A 14,374-nucleotide genomic window follows, 5' to 3' on the forward strand; every position below is an offset into this window, starting at 1 on the left:
AACCTTGCGGATTTTACTTTGCGCTCTTTGCGGTTAAAAATCATTATCAATTCATTAACAAAAAACAAAGTTCAATTATATGATTTTTCTTCTTTATTAACTTACTTTGTAGTTATTCTAAAAATTGTAATCCTATGAAAAAATTTTATTTATTAGCAGTTACATTGTTTGTCGCTTTTACAGTTCAGGCTCAAGATGTGGTGAAATTTGCTCCGCTTGATGCAAGTCCGGTTGATATTTCTTATTTCCCAAACAGATCTGTTAAATTCAAAAAAACAGATACTCCAAATCCAGTTGTCAAAGTTCTTTACTCAAGACCTTCTGTAAAAGGAAGAACTATTTTTGGCGATATTGTAAAATTTGGCGAAGTATGGAGAGTTGGTGCTAACGAAAATACAGAAATCAAATTCTACAAAGATGTAACAATCGGCGGTAAAAAAGTTCCTGCTGGATATTACAGCTTATTTGCTATTCCAGAAAAAGACAAATGGACGATCATCATCAATAAAGAATTGGATTTATGGGGCGGTTATGCTTATGACGAAAGCAAAGACGTTGTAAGAGTTTCAGTTCCTGTTAAACCGGTTTCTGATGTAATCGAAGCTTTATCAATTGCTTTTACAACGCAAGGGAATGTGGCTAATTTAGTTATTGGATGGGATAAAACTACTGTTGAATTGCCTATTACGATTAAATAATTTAAATTATTTTACTGATAAAAAAAGAGACATTAAAAAATGTCTCTTTTTTATTGTTTTTAATTCAAAACAAAAGCTCCTGCGGAGCGATATATTTATAGAACCAAAATAAGATTTTAAAAAAAGCTCCAGCGGAGCGATATCTTTCGCCCTGCTGGGGCTTTTTTACATAAACGAACAGCTTTCTATAGATATTGCATCCCTCTGGGATTAATCGAATTTTATACGGCATAGCCGGTGGTTTCAACCCCGGGGACGTGGATTGTTTTTCGATTGCGTCCCCGCGGTTGAAACCGCGGGCTATATTTGAACATAGGAGTCAAAAAAAGAGGCATTTTTCAATGTCTCTTTTTTTTGTTTTAAACCTTAGCGGTTTCTATAATTTTATCCAACGTAATTGGCAAATCTCTAACACGTTTTCCTGTTGCATTGAAAACGGCATTTGCTATTGCAGGTGCCATTCCAACCAAAGCGGTTTCACCAAGACCTTTTGTTCCCATCGGGTTACTGATTGGGTCTTTTTTATTGACGAAGAAAACTTCTTGTTTTTCAATATCAGCATTTACTGGAACATGATAATCGGCGAAATTATTGTTTATTGGACGCCCAAAACGATGATCGATTTCTAAAGCTTCCATCAATCCCATTCCGATTCCACCAACTGCTCCGCCGAACATTTGTCCAGCCGAAGTTTTTTGATTAATAACAGTTCCAATATCAGCGCAAGAAACCACATGAGCCAATCTGATTTTCCCTAAATTCGGATTCACCAATACTTTTACAAAATGAACTGAAAACGAATAAATAGAATATTTTTTCATCTCTTCATTTCCTTTTGACTGATTTTCTACGGCAAAATCTTCCAATTTATTTGCCGCTATTAATGAAGCCAAAGAAACTGTTTTAGAATTGTTTTTTGAAGAAATCACGCCATTTGCAAAAGTCAAATCTGTAACTGCAGTTCCTTTAAAAGTTTGCGTTTCACTCGCCAAACCAAGAATTTTACTTACCAATAAATTACAAGAATCATGTACGGCAGAACCAACTGATGAAGTGGTTGCCGATCCTCCTTGTGTTGGGCCTTTTGGAAGACCGCTTTTTCCCATTTCGACAATCACATTTTCAGCTGGCAAACCTGTAATTTCGGCACCAATTGCTGTCATCATAGTTGCCGTTCCCGGTCCCATATCATTCACACTACATTGCAGTATTAAATTTCCATCGGCTGAGAATTTTGCTTTTACTGAAGTTGGACTTCGATAACAACCAAAAGTTCCAGTTCCCATTCCGTAACCTACAAGCCAATTTCCTTCTTTGACTGAACCCGGTTCATTTTTACGATTTTTCCAACCAATGCGTTCCATTCCGCCCTCGTAACATTCTAAAAGATATTTACTGCTCCAAGGTTTATTTTGCTCCAAATCTTTCTCAGCATAATTTATTTTACGGAATTCGATTGGATCTAAGTTTAATTTATAAGCCATTTCATCCATTGCGCATTCTAAGGCAAAAGATCCTGTAGCTTCGCCTGGACCACGCATCCAAATAGGTGTGCAAGTGTCCAAAGGCACAATTCTATATCGTGTTGAAACATTAGGAGAATCATATATAAATCGGGACATGTTTACAGTCCCTTCCATAAAATCTTCATAACTAGAAGTCATTGCCACTGCTTCATGTGTTAAACCTGTCAATTTTCCTGCTTTAGTGGCGCCTAGACCCATTTTTTGAATTGTATAAGGTCTGAAACCAACATTCGTAAACATTTGTTCACGATGCAACACCAATTTAACCGGACGATTTAATTTTTTAGCACCAATTAATGCCGCAATCTCGTAAGGCCAAGTATGCAATCCCATTCCAAATGCACCTCCCAGATATTCTGAAGTTACTTCAACATCTTCTGCAGGTACACCAAAAACTCCAGCAACACTTCGGCGAGTTCCTTCAACACCTTGGCTTTTAGTATATAAAATAGGTTTATTTCCTTCCCATTTTGCTATGATATTGGCTAATTCCATTGGGTTATGAACCTCGGTCGGAATCGTATATTCGGTTTCTAAAACAACCTCAGCATTTTTATAACCATCATGTTCGCCACGATGATAATCATTTCCTTTATCGGTTTCAACTTTCTTTTCTTTCTCGGCCGCTTTATGAAGTTCGGTTGAATGTTCTTCTTTTATATAATCTGCTTTAATTAAGCTCGCCGCATACTGCATACGTTCAAAAGTATCCGCAATAACCATCGCAATTGGCTGGTCATAATACAAAACCGAATTATCCTTAAAAATCTGCAAAGGTCGCCCAAAATTGTGTTTGTCCTTTTCTTTTTGATACCCAATCGGTTTGTCTACATTCAAATGCGTAATTACAGCCAGAACTCCCGGTGCCCATTCCGCTTTTTTAGTATCAATAGTCTTAATTTTTCCTTTTGCAATTGTACTTCCCACCAAGCAGGCATAAACAACGCCCGGTGTTTTATATTCAGCAGAATAAGTTGCTGAACCTGTTACTTTAGCAAATCCATCTACTCTATTTATATTACTTGTTTTGCTCATAATTCAATTTATTTAGATGATGCTATAGTTAGTGCTTCAACAATGGCGTTTGGCGCCAACGTCAATTTAAAATCATTATCTCCATAACTTTTGGCTCCTTTCATAGCCAAATCAGTCGCCTGCCTAAAAGTTGTCTCAGAAATTGTTTTTCCTTTCAAAAACTCTTCAGATTCAGTCAGTCTCCAAGGTTTATGAGCTACGCCACCCATTGCTAGACAAGCATTGACAATTGTATTGTTTTGAATATCCAAAGCCACCGCAACAGAAACTAAAGCAAACGCATAACTACTTCGGTCTCGTACTTTTAAATAATGAACATTTTTGGTAAAATTATTATCTGGAATCTCAACTGAAGTTATTAATTCTTTGTCCAAAAGTGTATTGTCTTTTTCAGGTGTATTTCCAGGCAGGCGATGAAAATCAGTAAATTTGATTTGTCTTTTTCCTTTTGGGCCTTCAACTAAAACTGTTGCGTCTAGTGCGGCAAGAGCGACGCACATATCACTTGGATGAACTGCAATACAACTTTCTGAAGCGCCAAAAATAGTCGCCATTCTGTTTGAACCGCCAATTGCACCGCAACCGCTTTTAGGCGCTCGCTTGTTGCAAGGCATATCGGTATTATAAAAATAAGAACAGCGGGTTTTCTGTAGCATATTTCCACCAACAGTAGCCATATGTCTGATCTGCTGTGATGCACCGGCCGCTAAGGCTAATGCCAATAAAGGATGTTTTTCTTTTATAGAAGCATCTTCAGCAACCTGACTATTTTTTGCCAAAGCGCCAATAGAAACCTTTCCTTTCAGAAATTCTATTTTCTTTAAATCCAATCCATTAATGTCAACTAATTTATCTGGAGCTACGACATTCTTTTTCATTAAATCTACCAGATTTGTACCTCCAGCAATAAACATCGAAGACGCATCTTTTGCCGTGTTTGCAATTGCTGATGAAGAGGATAAAGCCTTAATTATTTGAAAGTTTTTCATATTTCCTTCCCTCCTTCCTTAACTTCTACAATTGCATCGACTATATTATGATAAGCACCACATCTGCAGATATTACCACTCATGTATTCTCTAATTTCTTCTCTGCTATTGGCATGACCTTCTTTTATACACGCAATTCCAGACATGATTTGCCCAGGCGTACAATAACCGCATTGAAAGCCATCATTTTTGATAAAAGCTTCTTGCATAGGGTGCAGTTTTTTCCTTTCGAAAGTCCTTCGATTGTGGTTACTTGGGCGTTTTGTTGCATCGATGCCAATGTCAAGCAAGATAAAACTCGGGTTCCGTTTATGTGAACAGTACAAGCACCGCATTGCCCATGATCGCAACCTTTTTTCGTTCCTGTAAGCTGTAATTGTTCTCTTAGCAAATCGAGCAAAGTCGTTCTTGGCTCGATGTTAAGATTGTGTTTTTTGCCATTTACTTCAATAGAAAGTGGCACTGTTTCTAAGTATTCAGCAATTTTTTCATCCCATTTATTCTCCGATGCCATTACCAATGAAGGCGGTGTAAAGGCGAGAGCGGTAAAAAGTCCTGATTTTTTTATAAAGTCCCTACGAGAATTTGCATCCTCATTCGATACTTTATCCTGATTTGTTTTTTTAGAAGCCATTCGGTCCATTTTTTAAATTAGCAAAAACACCTTGGTTATTCTAACAAATTTAACAATCTTATGCTATATAAAATTATAAAATTCAAACATTAGCTTTATTTAGAATAATTACAATTTCTTGTTTTTTTATCATAAAGAACACTATGATTCATCTTGTATATGCCATTTTTTTCACGCAGATTTGGCAGATAATGCAGATTCCTATTGTGCTAAAAGATTTGCACTGATTTTTATGTATGTAGTATGGAAAAATCTTTTTAAATCTGCTAAATCTGCGTGAAACAAATTTATACGATTTTAAGCAGGTTTTATTTTTTCTATTTTCCAAAAATGCTTTCAAAATTGTATTTTTACTGAATTAAGTCCGAATTATGTCCCTGCAACCCACTATTTATCTTGACAACAATGCCACAACTCGAATTGATGATCGTGTTTTGGATGCCATGATTCCTTATTTTAAAGATTTATATGCCAATCCTTCGAGTGGTCATATTGCTGGACTTCATGTGAATGAAGCTGTTGAAAACAGTCGCATGGCAAACCGCAAAACTTATTGGCGCGAAAGAAGACGAAATCATATTTACTTCGGGCGCAACAGAAGCAATTAATTTAGCTATAAAAGGTTTGGCGAATCAAAATCGCAAACATATTGTTACTGTTTCGACTGAGCATAAAGCGGTTTTAAAGACTTGTGAGTTTATGGAAACCATCGGTTTTGAAGTCACTTATTTGCCAGTTGCTTCTAATGGTATTTTGGATCTCGATGTCTTGAATAAAAACATTACAGATAAAACTTTATTGGTCTGTGTTATGATGACGAATAATGAAACTGGTGTTTTTCAAAGTATTGCAGAAATTGCCAAACTTACTCACGCAAAAAATGCACTTTTTTTGTGCGATGCAACACAGGCCGTTGGAAAAACCCCTATCGATGTTCAAGCGCTTGGAATTGATCTTTTGCCTTTTTCAGCACATAAATTTTATGGACCAAAAGGCATCGGTGCGCTTTATATTTCGGCGAAAGCCAAAATTAAATTGGTACCGCAATTGCATGGAGGTGATCATCAGCGAAAATTGCGAAGTGGGACGCTAAATGTTCCGGGAATTATCGGTTTAGGAAAAGCGAGCGAAATCGCTTTAAGCGAAATGAAAAGTGATCAGGAACGCATTTCACAATTAAAAGATCAATTAGAGAAAGCTTTATTGCAATTTGAAGGTTCTTTTTTGAATGGAAATAATGCTGAAAGAATTTACAACACTACAAATATCTGTTTTCCTGGCGTAAATTCAGAGCAACTTATTTTGGCTTTGGGAAACATTTCGGTTTCTAATGGTTCTTCTTGCTCGGCGGTTACATCAGAACCATCGCATGTTTTGAAAGCCATGGGATTGTCTGATGAAAAGGCACTGAGTTCTATTCGCTTTAGTTTAGGGAAATTTACTACTTCTGAAGAAATTGACGAAACTATTGAACGTGTTTTGAGTTTACTTCGACAGTTAAGCCAGTAGCTTTATTGCCACAAAGTCGCTAAGACGCAAAGTTTTTTTGCCACAGATTGAATGGATTAAAATGATTTTTATTCTCATTTTTGTCATCCTGACGAAGGAAGGATCACACTAGATTTTCCATACAGTAAAGCGCCATTCTTTGTCGATTCTCGTGTGTGATCCTTCCTTCGTCAGGATGACAAACTAGATTTAAAAACTCAAAATTCAGACATGAGTTTATTATAATCATCTTCAGTATCAATATCAATATTCCCATTTTCAAATGGCACTGAAACAACGTCATCTGAAAATTTGCTGATCATTTTTTTGCTCCTTCTTGGCCTTTCAATTCTAATAATTCATCAAAGTATTTTTTATTGAAAAGAACTGGAGTTCCAAGCGTTCCAGAATATGCCGAAGCCGTTATTCCTTTTCTGGTTTTATGATGTTCTTCAATTAGATTTTCAAAAACCAAACTTGAAACATACGGCTGATCGCAAACAGCAAAAATGCAATTTTCGCAATCTGGATATAAATTCAATATTTTCTTTAAGCCGTTCACAATTGAAGACGACATACCTGATTCCCAATCCGGATTAAAACTTACTTTTATTATTGAAGGATCTAATTCTTCTTCAATCAATTGATTATTTGCGCCGGTTACAACAATTATTTTTGCATCTGAAACCAAAGAAGCTTCTGCAATTGTATTTTTCAAAAGCGTCGAATCTTTATATCCCAAAAGCTGTTTTGGCTGTCCCAATCTTGAAGAATTTCCAGCGGCTAAAATAACAATGCCAATTCTATTTTGATCTTTCTCCTTCATAATAAATTTCGTCATGAATTTTACCCAACTTGTATTTTAAGGAAGTCCCAATTTTTCCAGATTCAAAAGCTTTGATTTCTGAAACAATCGATAACGCAATTTCTTCTGAAGTTTCGGCACCAATATCAAGTCCAACGGGGCTGTGAATTCTTTTAAGCTGTTCTTCATTTACAGAAATTCCTTCTAATTGCAAATCATCAAGCATTCTATCAAGTTTTGATTTTGGTCCAAGAATTCCAATATAACTGCAATCTGTACCCAATAACAATTTCAAAACAGCCAAATCATATTTATAATTGTGCGTCATCAAAACAAAATAAGTTTGATTGTCGATCGTCACATTTTCTAAAAAATGCTCCGATTTTACAACCGAAACTTTATTTGCTGACGGAAAGCGTTTTTTTGTTGCATGAGCATTTCGTCCGTCGCCTATAGTTACTTCCCACCCTAATAAAGCTGTCATTTTTACCAATGGCTGTACATCATTTCCTGCTCCGGCAATTACTAATGAAACTGGTGGTTTTATATACTCGATCAAAGCTTCGTCGTCGCTATTTTCTTGTATTTTTTTACCGAAGTCATTTTGGTCAAAAGCACTTCTTTTGCCTCTGAAATTAAATTTAATGCATTATTGTTGTGATGCAAAACGGGACTGTCTTTTCTGAAAAATAAACTCGTTCCTATTTGGTTTGCTCTTTTGTTTAATGAAAAAATGCTAACAATTACAGCTTCTTTTCTTTCTGCTTTTAATTGGCTTAAAAGCTCAATCGGATTGTTTTCTGATTCGTCATCAATATATTCGAACAAAATATGAACAATTCCGTTGCATCCTAATTGAAGACCAATTTCAGCATCATCTTCATTATTGGTATTATAAGTAACTAATTTGTTTTGTTTTTGATTAATTGAAAGAAGTGCTTTTCGGAGTGCATCGCCTTCCAGACAGCCTCCGCTAATAGCTCCAGTCAACAGACCATCTTCAGTAACTAACATTCGAGCACCTGGTTGTCTATAGGAAGAACCTTCGACTTTGACAACTGTTGCCAAAGCTGTTTTTTTCCTTCTGATTTTGCCTCAGAATACGCTTTTAAAATTTCGCTGATTTCCTTCATAAAATAATTTTCACCAGCAAAATATACTGCTAATGATTCTTTAACAGCCTAAAAGTAAAAAATATTATAAACTTAAAAGCAGGAAAATCATTTAAGTTTATAATATCTCTTATTTAAGAAAGTATTTTTAGATTGTTTTATTTTTTTAATTCCAAAGAATAATTCAACTCCGATTTAATGATTTTTTTATCGCGGTCGAGCATGTAAATTTTTGATTTATCTGTACTCAAATAGCCATAATACATTTGTTTTTCAGTAGGTTTATTCCAATTTAAAATAAAAATTGTTCCGTTTGGGTCATTTTCTAAACCGCGTTCAGTGTTAAAATTGCCTTTTTCCACAAACTCTTTTTCAGGCGATTTTCCTTTATAAACACTTGAAATTTCAAACTTTTGTCCTTCCATAGTTCCGTTTCCCAAATCAATTTTAAGAACAGTCTGAATACCGGTGCAGTCTGCGCAAGGAAGCATTCCTTCATAAACCAGCACATTTTCTTTCGATTTTTCATCGATCTTAGCATTTACTGAATCTAAAACAATTATTTTATTTTCTTCTTGTTTTACCTTAGAATGACAAGAAATCAGCTGTATTCCAATCAGCATTAAAATGAATCCATTTTTCATAACCTTAAATTTTAGCATTTTCTCAAATGTACAATATTTTCCTACTTTGTAAAACCATTACTTAACAAATACTAAACGATTATTTTTTCTTACAATATCAATTATATGATGAAGTTTTGTATTTTTATAATTAGCAAAAAAATATTACCTAACCTTAATAAAAAGCTACATGGGAAAATTTGTAATTACTAAAAGAACCAACGGAGAATTTCAATTCAATTTAAAAGCTGGAAATGGCCAAACAATTTTAGCAAGCGAGGGTTATACTACGAAAGCGGCTTGCACAAACGGAATTGAATCTGTTAAAACAAATTCGCAAGATGATGGGCGTTTTGACAGAAAAGAATCAAGCAACGGAAAACCGTATTTCAACCTAAAAGCTAGCAACGGGCAAATCATTGGAACAAGCGAAATGTATGAAAGTGTTGCGGCAAGAGAAAACGGAATCGAATCTGTAAAGAAAAACGCTCCTGATGCAGAAATTGATGATCAGACAGTTTAAGGCTTTGTTTATATTATAAAAAGGGCTGTTTCTAATGAATAGAAACAGCTTTTTTTATTCTTCGATTATGATAAAATTTAAGAAATCCACAGGACGTACTTGGTTATCTTCGTAAAAAGTTCTATCGGCAATTTCCTGAATTTCTTTTGTAGTCAATAATATTATTATAGAGCCATCTTTTCTCCTAATTTCATCACATTTCTTTTTTAAACTATATGATCTTCCGTCTACTGATATAGCTGTTCTATGATTTATCACACTATTACCAAAAGGATCAATGTATAGAATTCCGTCTCCATATACGCCAAAATAGGCATCATTTTTTTTATTTAAAAAATTAATGATATTCTCTTTTTCTTGAGTAATAATTATATCCCCAATTATTTTAATTGTCGGTTCTATTTTCATATCATTTTTTTACTATTGTTCAATCTAGAAAGTTTTGCGTTTTCTGTTTTTTGCTGGCTCCATACCAAGAGAACCACAATCAGCTGACCAATGCAAATATTTGTTACGAAGTTCTCTCAAGTCTTTTTGCTCTTGCAGTTCCTCTTGATAAGCACCAAAGCCTCTATCACCTTCATGAACACTTTTATATTTTTCGTGAATTTCGCCAAACCATTTAAAAGCATAAGGTTTTCCATTTCCTAAAACATAATCCCGTAAACGCTTTTTTACACGCATAAGCAACGCATCATTTGAAATACTGTATTTATCAATCTCCAATTTAACATTATCAAAAGGTACGTTTTTTGCTATAGCATATTCTGCCATAAAATGAAGCGGAATATAACTGTATGTATTTTTTAGCTTCCTCATACCTTTTAATTCATGCTTAGGTCCAAAAAAGAAATATGTAATTGATCTTCTAAATACCAAGCTTCTTTAACCAGTTTTTCTGAAAATTTTTCTAATTCTTTTTCTTGATTTTTTTCGAGCACCTTTACTACTTCAATTCCATCATTGTAGCTACCACCAACATCTGAGTGTACCCCCGGAAATTCCTTTTCTTTTCCTGTTGTGGTTTTGGTAAGCGAAAAGTTATTACGATGCTCATCTGTAGCTGTAAAATGTATAACTGTTTTTGCTTTTCCTAAATTATTTAATGGGAGTTGAGTAGTATCGTTATCAAAATTAGGTTTTCCGTCAATCAAGGTTGAATAAGAAGAGACCGTATCAAAAAGTCCTAAAAAACGAACTTTTATCAAATCTACTTTGATACCTTTTTTCTCTAAAAAATATCCAAGAGCCCCGCCTTTATTTTTTCTATTGACAGATAAAGGATAAGCTTTTTTACTTATTTCATTCATAAAAACTCTAGCTAGCAGCTGGCCTCACGGCTAAAACCAAAGACATCTAAATAAAGGATTTCTAATTTCTCTATGCTGTTGTTAGATATTGTATCAGCCAACTTTTCACATCCTTCTTCCACTTTACCTAATATTCCAGTACCATTAAAAACAAATCCAGTGCCTAAACCTGCCCCTAATACAGAATCAGCTTTTTCGGTCTCAGTACCAATACCGTCAACATATGTGGTTAGTTCTACAGGATAAGCATCACTCAATCGTGCCACATTCGACCACGCATTATAATAACTGCTGTCTTCTTTGTCTCGCCCGTGTTTTCGATAGGCTTCTGCCGAAATAGTTTCTTTTGGCGTTAATTTTTTACCTCTCGCCCGTTTATCATAATATTCTTTGGCATTGGTATTATTCTTATTGTTGTTGGTACCATCAAAAAAAACACCTATGGTTAGTTCTGTGATTCTTATTTTTCTTTTAGGTGGAGTATAATCTCCAAATACTATGCTCATAATTAGTCGTATTTACCGGAATCATGGTTGATTTCATTAATGATATATTTTTTGCCAGATTGTTCTAAATACATATTTACTGACCAATCTCTATTATTTTTTTTATGGGATCTAATTTTATAACCATTTCTACAGATTTGTTTTTATCAAAATCTTCAAATAATTTTCTAATTTGATTTTTATTAAAATCTACTGGCATTTCATTCTTTCCACCACCTGATTGAAGATATTTTGCCCAGTATTCTGTATCATTGGTAAAAGCTATTCTAGATACAAATTCCTGTTCTTTTTTGCCACTATTAATAGTCCAAAATATATCAAACATAAAAGGTAATGCTCGGTATTTTAAACCTATCGGGCGGTCATAAGGGTCTTCTTTTTCTCCATTGCACATTTTAATATACATTGAAGTTATTTTGCTTCCTTCTGGCAAAATAACTTTAGGTTTCCAGAGGTATTTTTCTCGATAGGCTTCATAAACTTCAGGTGGTGGATAACCGTATTGTTTGATTTGTTCTCGAACATCTTGAGATATAACAAAATTGTTTTCCAGCCTATGTTGACTATAACCTTTTCTAAACATATACATTTCGCTTTCGGTAATGAGTTCAGGGTCAATTGTTGTTTCATGAGCCTGAAAACGCCCTACTTCAACTTGTTGTCCAACCCCGGCAACCCAAACGATTACAAGGCCTTTTGGAGCAAAACCAATGTTTATAAATTTATAAGGTTCTGTTACTCCTTCTTTTCCTCTTTTATAATAAAAACCCTCATCAAATAATTTTTTTATTTTTTCAGTAGGCAATTTCCACTCGCCTGTATAAAATTTATCGTCGACATATGACAACCATGTCATATCAAACCTATCAGGCAGGGGTGCTTTTATATAATCAACACTACCGGCTTTACCCCAGCCAGCGTTGCGAAATCCTCCCATTTGGCTAAAAAAATAACCTCCAACGGCTCCCGTATATATTTCTATAGGATATTCTCTTGGTGCAGAAACATCTGCTGACCACTCATATTCTTTTTTTATATATGTACTCATTGTTAATGCTACTACAGTTATCACTATTATTATGATGAAACATAATAAGATGTTATACTTTTAATACTATTTTTTCTCACCTCTAATTATTAATTTTTTACCACATACTAAATTCAAATCACCTTTAGTTGCTTCAATGTTTAATTTATTAGCGTTTTTTTCAAGTTTACCACCAACAATTAATTGATAAGCATCTATTACTTTAACTTGAATATTTTTTGCTCTCTTTGTAATCGTCATAATATTAATTTAAAAAAGATTAGATTTTTCGGCACTGTTAATCAGTACCTGTTTGCCACTTTGAATCGTCATGTTTTCCTGATAGCTATAAAGACTGGCTTCTGTGGCAATTTCATTTGAAGTATCTGAGGTTCTATTAAAATCTTTATCTACAATTTCTGTTCGATTATCTGATTTTTCGATAATTTTTCCATTTGCACTTATATCAATATCATTTCCTGCATCTTGAGAAATATTGTTCCCAGCTTCCATCTGAATATTCTCTTTTGCATCTACTTTAACATCTCTTCCTGCATTCATAACAATATCTTCTCCAGCTTCAAACTCAATATTTTTTGGTGCTTTAAACCTGATGTTCCCGTCCCCATGAATTACGGCTATTGTTTGACCTTTTGGGCTTTCTATGGTAACATCGCCTGTGGCATCGTCTGAAATAATTCTGTTCCCGCTTCGAGTTTGCAATACTTTTAAATCATTTTTTTCAGTAGCATAGCCACTTTTTGCCTGCCCGTTATATTGCGCTCCCATAACATAAGGACACTGTGTATTTCCGCCTTCGAAACCAACCAATACTTCCTCACCAATTTCAGGGATAAAATAAAATCCTTTTCCTCCTCCGGTATGTGGCTGAATCATTCTGATCCACTGGCTTTTTGTACTTCCAGATGCCCAGTAGAATTCAACCCTCACGCGTCCGAGTTCTTCTGGATCGTTGTTGTCTATTATTTTTGCAGGCTGAGTTTCTGCTCTAGCAAAAACAGTTGTATCTGTATAATGCGGTGCCGATACATCGTCTGGAATCGCTTTGAATTCACAGGTGTAGTTTCCATGAACTTCTGAGTGATGCGTCACTTCTATACAGATAAGATGATGCTCGGCGGTCTGGTTGATAATTGTAAATTTCTGTCCAAGTCCTATTGGAAAATAAGATATTCCGCTGTAGTAAACACTGTTTGCATTACTTCCTCCGGTTTGCAGTGTGACCATTTCTTCTATTTCGTCCTTGTTCTGCGCGTTGTTGGTGTACGCGCCGATACTCAGATCCGGCTGAGAAACGGTACCCTGATTAAAACCGACATTTGAAGCAAAGCTGTCCTTGCTTCCTTCGGAGGTTCTATACGACGATTTTTTAATATTTGTAGCATTATTATAATCGTAGCCTGCCAGCGAAATCTTGTGCGCAGTCATGTTGATCTGAATCTTGAAACTGTGTAGCGAAGCTCCGTTGATGAGTTTTATCTTAGAACTTTTGGTCTGTCCAAACTGCATCCGCATTCCGTCAAAATAAAACCACTGTCCGTAACGCTGTGCAAGCCTTTTCAAAAAATTGAAATTTGTTTCATTATATTGGGCTATATAATTGAACTCTTTCATGTAGGTTGACCTTATGGCATCTCTTTGATAAAATTCCGTCGGGCCCTCATATAGAATATCCAGAACAATGTCATCCATTCCTCTTTCAAGATAAGTTCTCGATTTCGGCGTATCTTCCAATACAATACTGTGGCTTGTTCCGCTCACATGCAACCCAACGGCACTTCCGTTTTGGTCAACTGATGACAAACCTGTTATGATGCCTTTGCTCATCAGTTTGATTCCAGTCAAACTTTTGAAGGTAAAAATAACCTCGCTTCCGTTATATTTCATCATTGCTCTAGCCTGATCTTCGGGTTTTATGACTGCTTTGCCTGTGTACTGCCACACAAACGAAAAATAATGATGGTCTGCCATTTTTTGTGACAGTTTCAAATCATAATAAATAATGTTTTGAGTAAAACCTCCGATCGTAATGTGTACTTGGTCTGAGAAATGCGCCATAATTTTAATTTGATTTTTA

General features: G+C 35.1%; 19 protein-coding genes. 4 read left to right on the top strand and 15 right to left on the bottom strand.

The features are described 5' to 3' along the window. The first annotated feature begins 134 nt into the window (after positions 1–134). On the top strand, positions 135–698 hold the full coding sequence (locus tag ACQ9BO_RS18695) for a DUF2911 domain-containing protein (RefSeq protein WP_431241962.1): 564 nt from the start codon (positions 135–137) through the stop codon (positions 696–698). Between the two features lie 359 nt (positions 699–1,057). Here the strand turns inward: ACQ9BO_RS18695 and ACQ9BO_RS18700 are convergent, their stop codons facing one another. The 4 genes from ACQ9BO_RS18700 to ACQ9BO_RS18715 are packed head-to-tail and all read right to left on the bottom strand — an operon-like array spanning position 1,058 to position 4,882. After that, positions 1,058–3,259, bottom strand: coding sequence for a xanthine dehydrogenase family protein molybdopterin-binding subunit (locus ACQ9BO_RS18700; RefSeq protein WP_431241963.1), 2,202 nt, complete (start codon positions 3,257–3,259; stop codon positions 1,058–1,060). A gap of 8 nt (positions 3,260–3,267) precedes the next feature. After that, positions 3,268–4,248, bottom strand: coding sequence for an FAD binding domain-containing protein (locus tag ACQ9BO_RS18705; RefSeq protein WP_431241964.1), 981 nt, complete (start codon positions 4,246–4,248; stop codon positions 3,268–3,270). Then, positions 4,245–4,457 (bottom strand): (2Fe-2S)-binding protein, encoded by a 213-nt coding sequence (locus tag ACQ9BO_RS18710; protein WP_431241965.1) that lies wholly within the window; start codon positions 4,455–4,457, stop codon positions 4,245–4,247. The genes ACQ9BO_RS18705 and ACQ9BO_RS18710 overlap by 4 nt, the downstream gene beginning before the upstream one ends. Further along, a complete protein-coding gene (locus ACQ9BO_RS18715; RefSeq protein WP_431241966.1) occupies positions 4,373–4,882 on the bottom strand; it encodes a (2Fe-2S)-binding protein in 510 nt (169 codons plus the stop codon). Before ACQ9BO_RS18715 ends, ACQ9BO_RS18710 begins: the two co-directional genes overlap by 85 nt. Before the next feature lie 371 nt (positions 4,883–5,253). Here ACQ9BO_RS18715 and ACQ9BO_RS18720 point away from each other — a divergent pair, with 371 nt between their 5' ends. Further along, positions 5,254–5,490 carry an aminotransferase class V-fold PLP-dependent enzyme gene (locus tag ACQ9BO_RS18720; RefSeq protein WP_431241967.1) on the top strand — a complete coding sequence of 79 codons (237 nt, stop codon included), beginning with the start codon at positions 5,254–5,256 and terminating at the stop codon, positions 5,488–5,490. Then, positions 5,402–6,391 (top strand): cysteine desulfurase family protein, encoded by a 990-nt coding sequence (locus ACQ9BO_RS18725; RefSeq protein WP_431241968.1) that lies wholly within the window; start codon positions 5,402–5,404, stop codon positions 6,389–6,391. The genes ACQ9BO_RS18720 and ACQ9BO_RS18725 overlap by 89 nt, the downstream gene beginning before the upstream one ends. A gap of 298 nt (positions 6,392–6,689) precedes the next feature. Here ACQ9BO_RS18725 and ACQ9BO_RS18730 read toward each other — a convergent pair whose 3' ends face one another. The 4 genes from ACQ9BO_RS18730 to ACQ9BO_RS18745 form a co-directional block, all read right to left on the bottom strand. Next, positions 6,690–7,211 carry a nucleotidyltransferase family protein gene (locus ACQ9BO_RS18730; protein ID WP_431241969.1) on the bottom strand — a complete coding sequence of 174 codons (522 nt, stop codon included), beginning with the start codon at positions 7,209–7,211 and terminating at the stop codon, positions 6,690–6,692. Then, on the bottom strand, positions 7,174–7,734 hold the full coding sequence (locus ACQ9BO_RS18735; protein WP_431241970.1) for an XdhC family protein: 561 nt from the start codon (positions 7,732–7,734) through the stop codon (positions 7,174–7,176). The genes ACQ9BO_RS18730 and ACQ9BO_RS18735 overlap by 38 nt, the downstream gene beginning before the upstream one ends. Further along, entirely contained in the window at positions 7,731–8,243 is a 513-nt protein-coding gene (locus ACQ9BO_RS18740; RefSeq protein ID WP_431241971.1) for an XdhC family protein, read from the bottom strand. The genes ACQ9BO_RS18735 and ACQ9BO_RS18740 overlap by 4 nt, the downstream gene beginning before the upstream one ends. A gap of 202 nt (positions 8,244–8,445) precedes the next feature. Continuing rightward, complete coding sequence (locus tag ACQ9BO_RS18745) at positions 8,446–8,931, bottom strand: copper resistance protein NlpE N-terminal domain-containing protein (protein WP_431241972.1); 486 nt, start codon at positions 8,929–8,931, stop codon at positions 8,446–8,448. A 169-nt stretch (positions 8,932–9,100) separates the two neighbouring features. Here ACQ9BO_RS18745 and ACQ9BO_RS18750 point away from each other — a divergent pair, with 169 nt between their 5' ends. Next, positions 9,101–9,433, top strand: a complete 333-nt coding sequence (locus ACQ9BO_RS18750) for a YegP family protein (protein ID WP_132987645.1) — start codon at positions 9,101–9,103, stop codon at positions 9,431–9,433. Positions 9,434–9,487: 54 nt separating this feature from the next. Here ACQ9BO_RS18750 and ACQ9BO_RS18755 read toward each other — a convergent pair whose 3' ends face one another. The 7 genes from ACQ9BO_RS18755 to ACQ9BO_RS18785 form a co-directional block, all read right to left on the bottom strand. Further along, entirely contained in the window at positions 9,488–9,841 is a 354-nt protein-coding gene (locus ACQ9BO_RS18755; RefSeq protein ID WP_431241973.1) for a hypothetical protein, read from the bottom strand. 24 nt (positions 9,842–9,865) lie between these two features. Further along, on the bottom strand, positions 9,866–10,252 hold the full coding sequence (locus ACQ9BO_RS18760; RefSeq protein WP_431241974.1) for a hypothetical protein: 387 nt from the start codon (positions 10,250–10,252) through the stop codon (positions 9,866–9,868). A 5-nt stretch (positions 10,253–10,257) separates the two neighbouring features. Continuing rightward, positions 10,258–10,743 (bottom strand): phospholipase effector Tle1 domain-containing protein, encoded by a 486-nt coding sequence (locus ACQ9BO_RS18765; RefSeq protein WP_431241975.1) that lies wholly within the window; start codon positions 10,741–10,743, stop codon positions 10,258–10,260. Positions 10,744–10,754: 11 nt separating this feature from the next. After that, on the bottom strand, positions 10,755–11,249 hold the full coding sequence (locus ACQ9BO_RS18770) for a hypothetical protein (RefSeq protein WP_431241976.1): 495 nt from the start codon (positions 11,247–11,249) through the stop codon (positions 10,755–10,757). Positions 11,250–11,325: 76 nt separating this feature from the next. Continuing rightward, complete coding sequence (locus tag ACQ9BO_RS18775; protein ID WP_431241977.1) at positions 11,326–12,297, bottom strand: DUF2931 family protein; 972 nt, start codon at positions 12,295–12,297, stop codon at positions 11,326–11,328. A gap of 66 nt (positions 12,298–12,363) precedes the next feature. Further along, positions 12,364–12,537, bottom strand: coding sequence for a hypothetical protein (locus ACQ9BO_RS18780; protein WP_431241978.1), 174 nt, complete (start codon positions 12,535–12,537; stop codon positions 12,364–12,366). Positions 12,538–12,546: 9 nt separating this feature from the next. Further along, a complete protein-coding gene (locus ACQ9BO_RS18785) occupies positions 12,547–14,355 on the bottom strand; it encodes a type VI secretion system Vgr family protein (RefSeq protein WP_431241979.1) in 1,809 nt (602 codons plus the stop codon). Positions 14,356–14,374: the final 19 nt, after the last annotated feature.

It is taken from the genome of Flavobacterium sp. P21, assembly GCF_050632225.1.
Taxonomy (GTDB): Bacteria; Bacteroidota; Bacteroidia; order Flavobacteriales; family Flavobacteriaceae; genus Flavobacterium.

Excerpts from the sequence above, each read along its gene's own strand:
- ACQ9BO_RS18695 (WP_431241962.1), top strand. The coding sequence starts at position 135 with ATGAAAAAATTTTATTTATTAGCAGTTACATTGTTTGTCGCTTTTACA.
- ACQ9BO_RS18760 (WP_431241974.1), bottom strand. The coding sequence starts at position 10,252 with ATGAGGAAGCTAAAAAATACATACAGTTATATTCCGCTTCATTTTATG.
- ACQ9BO_RS18710 (WP_431241965.1), bottom strand. The coding sequence starts at position 4,457 with ATGCAAGAAGCTTTTATCAAAAATGATGGCTTTCAATGCGGTTATTGT.
- ACQ9BO_RS18715 (WP_431241966.1), bottom strand. The coding sequence starts at position 4,882 with ATGGCTTCTAAAAAAACAAATCAGGATAAAGTATCGAATGAGGATGCA.
- ACQ9BO_RS18765 (WP_431241975.1), bottom strand. The coding sequence starts at position 10,743 with ATGAATGAAATAAGTAAAAAAGCTTATCCTTTATCTGTCAATAGAAAA.
- ACQ9BO_RS18750 (WP_132987645.1), top strand. The coding sequence starts at position 9,101 with ATGGGAAAATTTGTAATTACTAAAAGAACCAACGGAGAATTTCAATTC.
- ACQ9BO_RS18755 (WP_431241973.1), bottom strand. The coding sequence starts at position 9,841 with ATGAAAATAGAACCGACAATTAAAATAATTGGGGATATAATTATTACT.
- ACQ9BO_RS18780 (WP_431241978.1), bottom strand. The coding sequence starts at position 12,537 with ATGACGATTACAAAGAGAGCAAAAAATATTCAAGTTAAAGTAATAGAT.
- ACQ9BO_RS18770 (WP_431241976.1), bottom strand. The coding sequence starts at position 11,249 with ATGAGCATAGTATTTGGAGATTATACTCCACCTAAAAGAAAAATAAGA.
- ACQ9BO_RS18745 (WP_431241972.1), bottom strand. The coding sequence starts at position 8,931 with ATGAAAAATGGATTCATTTTAATGCTGATTGGAATACAGCTGATTTCT.
- ACQ9BO_RS18775 (WP_431241977.1), bottom strand. The coding sequence starts at position 12,297 with ATGAGTACATATATAAAAAAAGAATATGAGTGGTCAGCAGATGTTTCT.
- ACQ9BO_RS18705 (WP_431241964.1), bottom strand. The coding sequence starts at position 4,248 with ATGAAAAACTTTCAAATAATTAAGGCTTTATCCTCTTCATCAGCAATT.
- ACQ9BO_RS18720 (WP_431241967.1), top strand. The coding sequence starts at position 5,254 with ATGTCCCTGCAACCCACTATTTATCTTGACAACAATGCCACAACTCGA.
- ACQ9BO_RS18785 (WP_431241979.1), bottom strand. The coding sequence starts at position 14,355 with ATGGCGCATTTCTCAGACCAAGTACACATTACGATCGGAGGTTTTACT.
- ACQ9BO_RS18700 (WP_431241963.1), bottom strand. The coding sequence starts at position 3,259 with ATGAGCAAAACAAGTAATATAAATAGAGTAGATGGATTTGCTAAAGTA.
- ACQ9BO_RS18730 (WP_431241969.1), bottom strand. The coding sequence starts at position 7,211 with ATGACGAAATTTATTATGAAGGAGAAAGATCAAAATAGAATTGGCATT.